General features: G+C 68.1%; 10 protein-coding genes. 8 read left to right on the top strand and 2 right to left on the bottom strand.

The window, feature by feature from the left end; genetic code table 11:
- Nucleotides 1–56 precede the first annotated feature (56 nt).
- Together ACWF0M_RS11595 and ACWF0M_RS11590 are read right to left on the bottom strand one after the other, a co-directional pair.
- The gene (locus ACWF0M_RS11595; protein WP_452235563.1) at nucleotides 57–983 is read right to left on the bottom strand and encodes a hypothetical protein; all 927 of its coding nucleotides are present in this window, start codon (nucleotides 981–983) and stop codon (nucleotides 57–59) included.
- Nucleotides 984–1,040: 57 nt separating this feature from the next.
- Nucleotides 1,041–2,267 (bottom strand): DUF349 domain-containing protein, encoded by a 1,227-nt coding sequence (locus tag ACWF0M_RS11590; RefSeq protein ID WP_452235562.1) that lies wholly within the window; start codon nucleotides 2,265–2,267, stop codon nucleotides 1,041–1,043.
- A gap of 260 nt (nucleotides 2,268–2,527) precedes the next feature.
- Here ACWF0M_RS11590 and ACWF0M_RS11585 point away from each other — a divergent pair, with 260 nt between their 5' ends.
- The 8 genes from ACWF0M_RS11585 to ACWF0M_RS11550 all read left to right on the top strand — a co-directional run bounded on the left by ACWF0M_RS11585 (nucleotide 2,528) and on the right by ACWF0M_RS11550 (nucleotide 12,933).
- Nucleotides 2,528–3,217, top strand: a complete 690-nt coding sequence (locus ACWF0M_RS11585) for an MBL fold metallo-hydrolase (RefSeq protein ID WP_452235561.1) — start codon at nucleotides 2,528–2,530, stop codon at nucleotides 3,215–3,217.
- A complete protein-coding gene (hisS, locus tag ACWF0M_RS11580) occupies nucleotides 3,214–4,560 on the top strand; it encodes a histidine--tRNA ligase (RefSeq protein ID WP_452235560.1) in 1,347 nt (448 codons plus the stop codon). Before ACWF0M_RS11585 ends, hisS begins: the two co-directional genes overlap by 4 nt.
- Nucleotides 4,557–6,332, top strand: a complete 1,776-nt coding sequence (gene aspS, locus ACWF0M_RS11575) for an aspartate--tRNA ligase (RefSeq protein ID WP_452235559.1) — start codon at nucleotides 4,557–4,559, stop codon at nucleotides 6,330–6,332. The genes hisS and aspS overlap by 4 nt, the downstream gene beginning before the upstream one ends.
- A gap of 208 nt (nucleotides 6,333–6,540) precedes the next feature.
- Nucleotides 6,541–7,233 carry a GntR family transcriptional regulator gene (locus tag ACWF0M_RS11570; protein WP_452235558.1) on the top strand — a complete coding sequence of 231 codons (693 nt, stop codon included), beginning with the start codon at nucleotides 6,541–6,543 and terminating at the stop codon, nucleotides 7,231–7,233.
- Nucleotides 7,234–7,459: 226 nt separating this feature from the next.
- Nucleotides 7,460–9,118: an ABC transporter substrate-binding protein gene (locus tag ACWF0M_RS11565; protein ID WP_452235557.1), complete on the top strand. Its 1,659-nt coding sequence runs from the start codon at nucleotides 7,460–7,462 to the stop codon at nucleotides 9,116–9,118.
- Complete coding sequence (locus ACWF0M_RS11560) at nucleotides 9,118–10,050, top strand: ABC transporter permease (RefSeq protein ID WP_452235556.1); 933 nt, start codon at nucleotides 9,118–9,120, stop codon at nucleotides 10,048–10,050. Before ACWF0M_RS11565 ends, ACWF0M_RS11560 begins: the two co-directional genes overlap by 1 nt.
- On the top strand, nucleotides 10,047–10,925 hold the full coding sequence (locus ACWF0M_RS11555) for an ABC transporter permease (protein WP_452235555.1): 879 nt from the start codon (nucleotides 10,047–10,049) through the stop codon (nucleotides 10,923–10,925). The genes ACWF0M_RS11560 and ACWF0M_RS11555 overlap by 4 nt, the downstream gene beginning before the upstream one ends.
- Nucleotides 10,912–12,933, top strand: coding sequence for a dipeptide ABC transporter ATP-binding protein (locus ACWF0M_RS11550; RefSeq protein ID WP_452235554.1), 2,022 nt, complete (start codon nucleotides 10,912–10,914; stop codon nucleotides 12,931–12,933). The genes ACWF0M_RS11555 and ACWF0M_RS11550 overlap by 14 nt, the downstream gene beginning before the upstream one ends.
- Nucleotides 12,934–12,935 lie beyond the last annotated feature (2 nt).

Below are 12,935 nucleotides of genomic sequence, written 5' to 3'. Positions count from 1 at the left end.
GCCCTGTCCGTTCCGGATCAGGCTGCAGACCGATCGCTCGCTCGTACTTGTCGATGTCATCGATCAGGAACAAATCGCTCCGATACAGGCTGGCCTGGCGCATCCAACCATCGTACGAAGTTGGGTCCCCAGCGCCGCGGCAGCCGAGGCTCCTGACAAAGGAATCCGCCGACCGCCAGTTCCAAGGCTGGGTAGGAGCCCCAGAGGTCGGTTCGGCGTACTGAGATGATGTGCCAGCCCAGGGCGTCCAGTTCGGTACGGCGGGTTTCGTCTTTCAGTTGTTGCTTGGTTGAGGAGTGCCACTGGTCGCTGTCGTACTCCAAGCCCAGGCGCCGACCGTCGATCGGCTGGTCCGGGTAGCCCAGGTCCAGGCGGTAGGTTCGGCCGTTGCCTTCGACTCGGACCTGGAGTTCGGGGCGGGGGAATCGGGCGTCGAACAGTCGGAGTCGGAGCCAGGATTCGCCCGGGGACTCGGCGCGCCCGTCGGCGATCCGTAGGAGCTGGGCCGGCTGCGACATGCTGTCCTGCGCGAAATAGGCAGCCGACGCAGTCATGAGGTCGTTCATCGGCATGCCTGCATGAAGCAGCGCATCCACTGCCGACAACGCGAACGGCCGCGGAAGGTGTGTAGCCAACTCGACTGCTGTCGCAGCCGGAGTGGTGACCCTCAGCCCGTGGACCTCCACGTTGGGGCGATCGGTGAAAGTCCATTGGGGACGAAAGGAGTCCGGGGCGAGCGCGGTGGTGTCGATGCCGTGCAACCAGGCGGCCGCCCGACCGCTCACAGTCGCGTCAGGCGGTACGACGAGACGCAGCGCGTCGGCTCTCAGCGCAATGGTGTCCGGCACCCGCACATCGGCGTACACGTCGCCGATCAACTGCCGGATCTCGCCGCGCGCGAGTAACCATTGGAGCTTGCGCCCTACCTGATACGCACGAAACGGGATGCCGCAGAAGTACAGCGGCAGGTCAGCAGGAAACATCCGTCAAGCATCGCTGAAGACGACATTTCCTGCGGAAAGTTGTCCACAGGGTTGGGGTCAGCTGAAGTCGGTGAGGGCGTTTTGGGCTTGGGTCAGCCATTCTCGGCGGGCGGCGATGGCTTCTCGGGCCTCGTTGGCCTTGCGGGCGTTGCCTTGGGACTCGTGTTTGGCGGCCTGCTTCTCCAGGTCTGCGATCAGGGACTGGAGTTGCTTGACGGTTGCCTCGGCGCGGGCGCGGGCCTCGGGGTTGCTGCGGTTCCAGACCTCGTCCTCGGCGGCCTTCACGGCCTGTTCGACGGCGCGGAGGCGGCCGTCGACGGCGCGCATGGAGTCCCGCGGGATCTTGCCGATCTGGTCCCAGCGGTCCAGGTACTCACGCAGTTGCTCGCGCGCCGACTTCGCGTCCGACACCGGCACGATGGTCTCGATCTCGACGAGCAGCGCTTCTTTGGCCTGCAGGTTCTCCACCTGCTCGGCGTTCTCCTCGGCCTGTACGGCGTCCCGCGCGCCGAAGAACAGGTCCTGCGCGGCGCGGAACCGCGCCCACAGTTTGTCGTCGACCTCGCGCGGTGCCGGCCCGGCGGCCTTCCACTGCCGCATCAGGTCCCGGAAGCGCCCGGACGTCGGGCCCCAGTCGTTCGACGACGCGAGCGTCTCGGCCTCGGCCGCGAGCCGCTCCTTCACCACGGCGGCCTCTTCGCGCTTGGAGGACAGCTCGGCGAAGTGCTGCTTGCGGTGTCGCGTGTACGTCGTACGCGCGGAGGAGAACCGGTGCCAGAGCTCGTCGTCGCTGGACTTGTCGAGCCGGGGGAGTGCCTTCCACTCGTCGAGCAGTTCGCGCAGCCGGGTCACGCCGTGCCGCCAGTCGGTGCCGGCCGCGATGGTCTCGGCCTCGGTGGCGATCTTGGTCTTGGCGGAGCGCGCCTCCTCGACCTTGGCGGCCCGTTCGGCCTTGCGCCGTTCACGCTGCTGCGCGACCAGAGGGGTGAGGGCTTCGAGGCGGGTCAGCAGACCGTCGAGGTCGCCGACGGCCTGGGCGTCCTCGATCGAGCCGGTGACCTTCTTGACCGCGGCGCGGGCGTCGTCGGGGGACACCGTGCCGGCCTGGACCCGCTGCTCCAGCAGCTCCACCTCGAAGGCCAGCGCGTCGTACCGGCGGGTGTAGAAGGCGAGGGCTTCCTCGGGTTTCGCGTCCGGCCACTGGCCGACCGCCCGTTCACCGTCCTTCGTCCGTACGAAGACCGTTCCGTCCTCGGCTACCCGGCCCCAGTTCTCTCCGGCCACAACTCGCCCCTTCCGGCGGTATGCACTGCGCTCGTGCCCATTCTGGTCAGTCCCCGGTCCAACCGCGCGGACAGGGCCCGCCTGGGCGCGTCGAGCTGCCTTCTCGACGCTCAAGTCTTCGGCCTGCGAAGGCCTATCCCTGAACAATCACAAACTCCCAGCTCAGGCGCAACGGGGTTGCATCACAATCCGGTTCGAAGTACCCCGAACAACCCGGGTAGCCTTGGTGGGTCCCGAACCCTGTTCCAGGAAGGTCTGTCGTGCTCATCGCCGGGTTCCCCGCGGGGTCGTGGGGTACGAACTGCTACGTCGTCGCCACCGGCCAGGGCGCGGAGTGCATCGTCGTCGACCCCGGTCAGGACGCGACCGACGGCGTCGAGCAGGTGGTCCGGGAGAACAAGCTGAAGCCCGTCGCCGTGCTGCTCACGCACGGTCACATCGACCACATGTTCTCGGTTCTCCCGGTCTGCGGGACGTACGACGCGACCGCCTGGATCCACCCGGACGACCGGCACCTGCTCGCCGACCCGATGGCCGGGATCAGCCCGGAGACGGCGCGGATGCTGCTCGGCGGCGACCACACCTTCGCCGAGCCCGACGAGGTGGCGGAGCTGAAGGACGGGCAGGCGCTCGAGCTGGCGGGGCTGCGGTTCACCGTCGACCACACCCCGGGCCACACCCGCGGGTCGGTCACCTTCACCACGCCGTACGACGGGCCCGAAGAGGTACCTGCCGTTCTTTTCTCCGGTGACGTGTTGTTCGCCGGGTCGATCGGCCGGACGGATCTGCCTGGCGGCGACCATCCGGCGATGCTGCATACGTTGGCCACCAAGATCCTGCCGATGCGCGACGAGATCGTCGTCCTGCCGGGTCATGGTGGCCAGACCACGATCGGCCGGGAGAAGGCGACCAACCCCTACTTGCAGGACCTGGAGATTCCAACACTATGAGCAAGGTGACCCCGCTGAGTGGGTTCCCCGAATTCTTGCCCGCAGACCGGATCGTCGAGCTGGAGTTTCTCGACACCATCCGGGAGACGTTCGAGCTGCACGGTTTCGCGTCGATCGAGACCCGTGCGGTCGAGCCGGTCGAGCGGCTGTCCAACCAGGGCGAGGACGCCGACAAGGAGATCTACGGCGTACGGCGGCTCGCGGCCGGCGCGGACGAGGACGCGGCCCTCGGCCTGCACTTCGACCTGACCGTGCCGTTCGCGCGGTACGTGCTGGAGCACAGCGGCAAGCTGGTGTTCCCGTTCCGGCGCTACCAGATCCAGAAGGTGTGGCGCGGTGAACGCCCGCAGGAGGGCCGGTACCGCGAGTTCACGCAGGCGGACATCGACATCATCGACAGCGGCGAGCTGCCGTTCCACTACGAGGTCGAGCTGCCGCTGGTGATCGCGGACGCGTTCCGCAAGCTGCCGATCCCGCCGTTCCGGATCCAGGTGAACACCCGGCAGATCCCGGAGGGTTTCTACCGCGGCCTCGGCATCGAGGACATCACCGGAACGCTCCGGATCGTCGACAAGCTGGACAAGATCGGCCCGGACAAGGTGACCGACCTGCTGACCGCGGCCGGCCTGTCCGCGGAGACGGCCAAGCAGGTACTTCGGCTGGCGGAGATCTCTTCGACGGACGCTTCGTTCGCGGATCAGGTACGGGCGTTGGGCGTGCAGCACGAGGTTCTCGACGAGGGGCTCGAGCGGCTGTCGCAGATCATGACGGCGGCGAACGAGCACGCACCGGGGCTGCTGGTCGCGGACCTGAAGATCGCGCGCGGCCTCGACTACTACACCGGCACGGTCTACGAGACCCAGCTGATCGGTGACGAGGGCTACGGGTCGATCTGCTCCGGTGGGCGGTACGACTCGCTGGCGTCCGACGGCAAGACGACGTACCCCGGCGTGGGTATCTCGATCGGGGTGTCGCGGCTGGTGCACCGGTTGATCTCGAAGGGTCTGCTGACGGCGAGTCGTCGTACGCCGACGGCTCTGCTGATCGCACTGAACTCTGAAGAGGACAGGGCGGAGGCTATGCGGACCGCGATTCAGCTGCGCGCCAGGGGGATTGCCGTCGAGGTGGCGCCGGCTGCCGCCAAGTTCGGGAAGCAGATCAAGTTCGCGGATCGGCGGGGGATCCCGTTCGTCTGGTTCAGCACCGAGAACGGGCCTGAGGTGAAGGACATCCGGAGCGGCGAGCAGGTGCCGGCGGATGCTGCCACTTGGGCCCCGCCCGCACACGACCTACGACCAAGCATCAACACGCACAGTATTGAATCGCAGAGGGAGAACTCGTGATCCGTACCCATTCCGCAGGCTCGTTGCGCGCGGAGAACGCCGGCCAAACCGTGATCCTGGCGGGCTGGGTGGCGCGGCGACGCGATCACGGCGGCGTGGCGTTCATCGACCTGCGTGACTCGACCGGCACCGTCCAGGTCGTGATCCGCGACGAGGACGCCGCGCACGGCCTGCGTTCGGAGTACTGCCTGAAGATCGTCGGCGAGGTCTCGCCGCGCCCGGAGGGCAACGCGAACCCGAACCTGCCGACCGGCGAGATCGAGGTGATCGCCACCGAGGTCGAGGTGCTGAACGAGGCGGCGCCGCTGCCGTTCCCGGTCGAGGAGCACCACGCGACGCCGGTGAACGAGGAGATCCGGCTCAAGTACCGGTACCTGGATCTGCGCCGCCAGGGCCCGGGTTCGGCGCTGCGTCTGCGCAGCGAGGTGAACAAGGCCGCGCGTGAGGTGCTGGCCAAGCACGATTTCGTCGAGCTCGAGACGCCGACGCTGACGAAGTCGACGCCGGAAGGCGCCCGTGACTTCCTGGTCCCGGCCCGCCTGCAGCCGGGCAGCTGGTACGCGCTGCCGCAGTCGCCGCAGCTGTTCAAGCAGCTGCTGATGGTGGCCGGTATGGAGCGGTACTACCAGATCGCCCGCTGCTACCGCGACGAGGACTTCCGCGCCGACCGCCAGCCGGAGTTCACCCAGCTGGACATCGAGATGAGCTTCGTCGACCAGGACGACATCATCGCGCTGTCCGAGGAGATCCTCACCGCGCTCTGGAAGCTCGTCGGGTACGACGTGCAGACGCCGATCCCGCGGATGACGTACGGCGAGGCGATGGCGCGGTTCGGCTCCGACAAGCCGGATCTGCGGATGGGCCTCGAGCTCGTCGAGTGCACGGAGTACTTCAAGAACACCCCGTTCCGCGTGTTCCAGGCGCCGTACGTCGGTGCGGTCGTGATGCCGGGTGGCGCCGACCAGCCGCGCAAGCAGCTGGACGCGTGGCAGGAGTGGGCCAAGCAGCGGGGCGCGCGCGGATTGGCCTACGTTCTGGTCGGTCAGGACGGCGAGCTCGCTGGTCCGGTCGCGAAGAACCTGTCCGAGGAGGAGCGCGCGGGCATCGCCGACCACGTCGGCGCGAAGCCGGGTGACTGCATCTTCTTCGCCGCGGGTCCGGTGAAGACGTCGCGGGCGCTGCTCGGTGCGGCCCGGCTGGAGATCGGCCGTCGCGGCGGCCTGATCGACGAGTCCGCCTGGTCGTTCGTGTGGGTCGTCGACGCGCCGCTGTTCGAGCCGGCCGATGACGCGACCGCCGCGGGCGACGTCGCGGTCGGGTCCGGCGCGTGGACCGCCGTACACCATGCCTTCACGTCGCCGAAGCCGGACTCGATGGAGACGTTCGACACCGACCCGGGGTCGGCGCTGGCGTACGCGTACGACATCGTCTGCAACGGCAACGAGATCGGCGGCGGCTCGATCCGTATCCACCGCGAAGACGTACAGAAGCGGGTCTTCAAGGTGATGGGGCTGTCCGACGAGGAGGCTTCGGAGAAGTTCGGGTTCCTGCTCGACGCGTTCAAGTTCGGTGCGCCGCCGCACGGCGGGATCGCGTTCGGCTGGGACCGGATCACCGCGCTGCTGGCCGGCACCGAGTCGATCCGCGACGTGATCGCGTTCCCGAAGTCCGGCGGCGGTTTCGACCCGCTGACCGCGGCGCCGGCGCCGATCACGCCCGAGCAGCGCAAGGAAGCCGGCGTCGACGCCAAGCCGGAGAAGAAGGCCGACTAGCGCCGCGTCGAGCAACGGCGGGGTAGCGACGGCTGACTTTGTGCATCAGATCCGTACGGCGTCGCGCGAGCTGTACGGACGCGGTGCACAAGGTCATCCTGAACGGGGTACGCGCAGTCCGTGTCCGTGGCTATGACGACTCCCCCGTTTCTTGACGCAGATTAGCTTGCGCCGCGGTCGAAAGACCCGTTCGTATACGATGAACCGGGTGAGCACGAACTCGGTTCTCGTGGGCGACGGCCACCGGCCGCTCCGCGACGTGGTCGCCGCGGAGTTGCGGCGCCTCATCCTGGCCGGCTCGCTGCCACCGGGCGAGCGCCTGGTCGAGGACCGGCTGGCCCAGCAGCTGGGCGTGTCCCGCAACCCGATCCGGGAGGCGATGCGGGTGCTCGAGGCCGAGGGATTCCTCGACGTCACGGCGCGGCGGGGTGCCTTCGTGGCCAAGCTGTCGGCCCAGCAGGCCGAGGACCTGTTCCAGGTCCGGCTCGCGCTGGAGCCGCTCGGCGCGCGTCTGGCGGCGTCGGTCGAGGACCCCGAAACCGGCTTGATCACCAGGGCTCGGGCCATTCTCGACGTGGTCCGCGAGTCCGGCCCGGATCAGGATCTCGACGTCTTGTCCACCCTGCACACCGAGCTGCACTCGCTCATCTTCGAACTGACCCGTAACGACTACCTGATCGCGCTCGCGATCCCGATGGTCAAGCGCGGTCAGTGGTTGTTGCGGCAGAGCGCTCCGCTGCAGAACCCGGCGGCCTGGGGCGAGCACGACGGCCTGATCGCCGCGATCGCCGCGGGCGATCCCGACCTCGCCGAGGCGGCGGCTCGCCATCACGTACTCAGCGTCCGCAACGCGCTCCGCCCGCATCTCGAGCCGGCCGAGCCGTTGCAGGACCCCGCCTGACTGCACGTCCGTATACAGCAGGCGACGGCAGTCCTTCCGGTGCCAATGCCCCGGTTCCTCTGGATCTCCGGCGGGCTGAACCACAACCTTGTTGTTTTACAGGCGATCTCCGCGATGCAGATATTCCGGACGAAACCACCTCGTGTTCGTCACGAAACATGGGCGTAGCAGGCACCGTATACAACATACGGAACAGCTTGTCGTGCCTGCCCAAGGAGCACGCCCCATGGATCTCACGCCCTCTCACGTCACCACTCCGATCTCCCGCCGGCGGCTGCTCGGCTGGGGCGGCGGCCTAGCCGCCGGGATCGGCCTCGGCCCGATGCTCACGGCCTGCGGTGACAGCACGTCGTCCGCGGCCTCGTCGTCTGCCGGTGGCGGCACGCTGACGATGGGAATCAATGCCACCCCCGACACCCTCGACCCAGGCGCCACCGGTCTCGCGCTGACGCTCCTGATCTCGTTCGCGCTGTTCGACCCGCTGGTCTACTGGCTGCCGGACGGGAAGGGTGGCAGCGCCTTCCACCCGGGCCTGGCGGAGTCGTGGACGATCTCGCCCGACGCCTCGGTGTACACCTTCAAATTGCGCAAGGGCGTGACGTTCCACGACGGGACGACATTCGACGCGAAGGCGGTCAAGGCGACGTACGACCATGTGGTCGACCCGAAGACCAAGTCCAAGAGCGGTCTCGGTGCGCTGGGGCCGTACAAGGAGACCAAGATCCTCGACGACTACACCGTGCAGATCGTCTTCACGGCGCCGAACGCGTCGTTCCTGCATCAGCAGGCGGCCGGCAACTTCGGCATCTCGTCGCCGGCCGCGCTGGCGAAGTACGGGCCGACGGCGTACGGGAACAATCCGGTCGGGACCGGACCGTTCACGTTCCAGAGCTACCAGGCCGGTAGCCAGCTGACGCTGCTGAAGAATCCGAAGTACACCTGGGGTCCGAAGGCGCTGGGTGAGGGCCCGGCCAAGCTGGACAAACTGGTCTTCCGGATCGTCACCGACGACAGCGGCCGCTACAACGCCTTGCAGAGCGGGCAGTTGCAGATCGCCATGAACCTGCCGCCGAACAACATCTCCGCGGCGCAGAAGTCCGGCAAGTTCCAGCAGTTGCTGGTGCCCTCCATCGGTACGCCGCTGGGCATGCCGATCAACGTGACCAAATCGCCGACCGACGACCCGCTGGTGCGGCAGGCGATCATGTACGCCGTCGACCAGGACGCGCTCGTGAAGGACGTCCTGTACGACGTCTACAAGCCCGCGCACAACGTGCTCACCCCGATCACGCCCGGTTTCAGCGAGGCGGCGAGCAAGACCTACTCCTACGACCCGGACAAGGCCGGCAAGCTGCTCGACCAGGCCGGCTGGACGGCCGGCGACGGCGGGACCCGGACCAAGAACGGCAAGAAGCTGAACCTCGAGATCATCCTGTTCAGCGGCGGCGGGCTGGAGTTGCCGACGCAGTTCGTCGTGTCGGAGCTGCAGAAGGTGGGGTTCAGTGCGAACACCGCCGTGCAGCCGTTCGCGACGGCACAGGCCAGCTTCAACTCCGGCGCGCACAACCTGGGCTCGTTCGGGTACTACGGCGCGGACCCCTACCTGCTCAACATCTGGGTCAACTCCAACGCGATCCAGTCCGGCTTCAACTGGTCGCACTACGCCAACCCTGCGGTGGACAAACTGATCGCCAAGGCGAACGCGACCGCTGCAGACGCTGCCCGGAATGGGCTGTACGAACAGGTCGGCGCGAAGCTGATGCAGGACTCGATGTACCTGCCGCTCTGGGACGTGGCCGGGGCGTTCACGCTGTCGCCGAAGGTGCAGAACCTGCATCAGACCCTGAACGGCTACCTGGCGTTCCACAGCGCCACACTCGGCTGATGACGCTGTTCGTCGTCCGACGGCTGGGTGCCGCGATCCCGGTCGTCATCGGCATCACGCTGATCGCGTTCGTCCTGGTGCACGTCGTACCAGGCGATCCGGCCAAGGTGATCCTGTACGGCGCGAACGCGTCACCGGAGCAGATCGCGACGCTTCGGCAGCAACTCGGGCTGGACGATCCGTTGTGGCGGCAGTACGCCGATTTCGCCGTGAACCTCGTGCACGGCAACCTCGGTACGTCGTTCCTGACCCAGACCGCGGTCAGCCACGAGTTGTTGTCCAGGGCACCGAGCACGCTGATCCTGACCGCGGCCTCGATGCTGGTGGCCGTGCTGGTCGGCGTACCGCTGGGACTGGTCGCGGGCATGCGGCCGGGTTCGGTCCTGGACACCGTGGCGCGGTGGATCTCGTTCGCGGGCGTCGCGGTGCCGTACTTCTTCCTGGCCCTGCTGCTCGTGCTGCTGTTCAGTGTCAAGCTGCACCTGCTGTCCGCGATCGACGACGGTACGGCCAAGAGCCTCGTGCTGCCGGCGGTCTCGCTGGGCTGGGGCTACGCGGCGATCCTGACCCGACTCGTCCGCGGCCGGGTGATCGACGAGCTGCGCAGCGACTATGTGAAGTCCGCCCGGGCGCGCGGCAGCGGTGAGCTGCGAGTGCTGATGCGGCAGGTACTGCGGAACTCCTCGGTGCCGGCCGTCACCACGATCGGCCTGCAGTTCGGCAACATCCTGACCGGTGCCGCGATCACCGAGGTGATCTTCGGCCGCGCCGGCCTCGGGAGCTTCCTGGCCACCTCGATCACCAGCAAGAACATCCCGGTCGTGCAGGGCGCCGTGGTCGTGATCGGGATCGCGTACGTCGTAATCAATCTCGGCGTGGACCTGATCGTCGGCGCCATCGATCCACGCACCAGACAGGAGGCCGCCGCATGAGCCGGCTCAAGTGGGCGGCCCTGAGCCTCGCCATCCTGCTGGTGCTGCTCTTGCTGGTCGCGCCCGGCGTGCTGGCTCACGTCGACCCGGTCGCGACGAGTGACGCGCACCTCGAGGGCCCCAGCGGCAGCCATCTGTTCGGTACGGACCTGCTCGGCCGGGATGTCTACAGCCGCACCGTGTATGGCGCGCGTCCGGTACTCGTCGCGAGTTTCCTGGGGGTGCTTCTCGCCAGCGCGGCGGGTGTCGCGATCGGCGTACTGGGCGGCGTGGCGCCGCGCTGGCTCAACGCCGTGGTGATGCGTCTGGTGGACGTGTTCCTGGCCCTGCCGGTGCTGCTGATCGCGTTGATCCTGATCGCCACCGCCGGGTCGGGTGTCCGCAGCATCGTGCTGGCGATCGGGATCGCGTTCACCCCGGGCTTCGCCCGGGTGGTCGAGTCCTCGGTCCGCCGGCTCCGCAGGGTCGAGTACGTCGAGGCGGCGCGGGTGTTCGGTTCCACCACGCTGCGCACCTCGTGGCGGCATCTGCTGCCCAACCTGCTGACCGAGGTGGTCGTGCTCGGCAGCAGCGCGATCGGCTGGGGCATCCTGACCGCGACCACTTTGAGCTTCCTCGGTCTGGGCGTCCGGCTGCCGGCGCCGGACTGGGGGAGTGATCTGGCGGCCGGTGCGACCAATCTGGCCGACGCCTGGTGGCTGTCGACCTTTCCCGGGCTCGCGATCATGGCGACCATCCTGCTCGCGAACTTCTCCGGCGATCACCTGATGCGGGTGCTGGATCCGCGGGCCGGGGCCAGGTTCGGGCGAAGCTTCCGCCGGCTGGCGATCCGGCTGTCCCGTCACGGAGGTGACATCGCGCATGAGTCTGCTTGAGGTGACCGGGCTGCGGACCGAGATCGACACCGCACAAGGCCGGATCTGTCCTGTCGACGGGGTGAGCTTCGCCGTCGAGGCGGGGGAGACTCTCGGTGTCGTGGGGGAGTCCGGGTCCGGCAAGACGATGACCGGGATGTCGATCATGAGGCTGCTGCCGCCCGGTGGGTCGATCACCGGCGGCTCGATCCGGCTGGACGGCCGCGAGCTGACCGAACTGGACGAGCCGGCCATGCGCAAGGTGCGCGGCAGCGAGCTGGCGATGATCTTCCAGGACCCGATGACCTCGCTGAACCCCGTCCGGACGATCGGCAGTCAGTTGCGGGAGGCGTACCGGATCCACGTCGACAGCAGCCGCGCCGCGGCCACGGCCCGGGCGACCGAGGTGCTCGGACTGGTGGGGATGCCGCGACCGCGCGAGCGGCTCGACGACTACCCGCACCAACTGTCCGGCGGGATGCGGCAACGGGTGATGATCGCGCTCGGCCTGCTGTGCGATCCGAAGCTGCTGATCGCCGACGAGCCCACGACCGCCCTCGATGTCTCGATCCAGGCCCAGATCCTGACCTTGATCGACGACCTGAAGTCGCAGCTGTCGATGGGCGTCCTGCTGATCACCCACGACATGGGGGTGATCGCCGAGTACGCCGACCGGGTCGCGGTCATGTACGGCGGACAGGTGGTCGAGCAGAGCGGCGTACGGGAGTTGTTCGAGGCGCCGCGGCATCGGTACACCGAGGCGTTGCTCGCCGCGATGCCAACGCTGGAACTCGATCGGAACGCGGAGCTGGCCACGATTCCCGGCAGCCCGCCGAAGCTGCTCGATCTGGCGCCGGGATGCCGGTTCGCTCCAAGGTGTGCGTTCGCGCAGGACGACTGCCGCAGCGCTGATCCGTCGCTGGTCGGTGGGGATCACCTGCACGCCTGCTTCCATCCGGCCGAAGGACGCACCCAGGCCGCACCCGCGGTTGCCAGAGCCCGGGAGGCGGCCGAGCCGCGCGGATCTGACTCGCTGGTGCAGCTCTTCGACGTACACAAGCGGTTCGGCGTGCGGTCGACGCGGCCTTTCGCCCCGTCGCGGGCGGTGCAGGCGGTGTCGGGAGTGACGCTGACCATCGCGGCCGGGGAGACGCTGGGAATCGTCGGGGAGTCGGGCTGTGGCAAGACCACGCTCGGGCGAATGCTGGTTGGGCTGGAGCGGCCGACCAGCGGATCCGTCAGCTTCGACGGCCGGGACCTGTCGGCGCAGAGCCGGACCGGATTCCGGAAGCGCCGGCGTGATCTGCAGATGATGTTCCAGGATTCGGCTGCCGCGCTCGATCCGCGGATGACCGTCGCCGCGCTGATCGCGGAACCGCTGGTGGCCCAGGGAGTCGGGACCCGGCGCGAACGACGCCGTACCGTGGCCGAACTGCTGGCGGCGGTCGGATTGCCACCCGAGGCGGCGGAGCGGTACCCGCACGAGTTCTCGGGTGGCCAGCGGCAGCGGATCGCGATGGCCCGGGCGCTGGCGCTGCGGCCGAAGGTGATCGTTGCCGACGAGCCGGTGTCCGCGCTGGACGTCTCGGTCCAGGCGCAGATCCTCAACCTGATGCGGTCGCTGCAGGAGCGATACGGCCAGACGTACGTCGTGATCTCGCACGACCTGTCGCTGCTGAAGTACCTGGCCGACCGGATCGGCGTGATGTACCTTGGCCGACTCGTCGAGCTCGGAGCCGGTGAGGACGTCTACAGCGCACCACGCCACCCGTACACGGCCGGGCTGATCAAGGCGATCCCGGTGCCGGAGTCGGCGAAGAACCGGGAGGCCGCGGCCCGGTCGACCGGCCTCGGCGGAGAGCTGCCGTCGGCCATCGATCCGCCGAGCGGCTGCCACTTCCGGACCCGGTGCCCCCTGGCGACCGAGCGCTGTGCCACGGAGGTCCCGGTACTGAAACCCTCTGACGGCCTGCACGCTGTCGCGTGCCACCACCCCCTGACCACCCACGTCCTGACGCCCGTGAGGTAGAC

The sequence above is a fragment of the Kribbella sp. NPDC055110 genome (assembly GCF_053607525.1).
The sequence above is the reverse complement of the archived record's forward strand: the minus strand, read 5'-3'. Positions and strand labels throughout refer to the sequence as shown.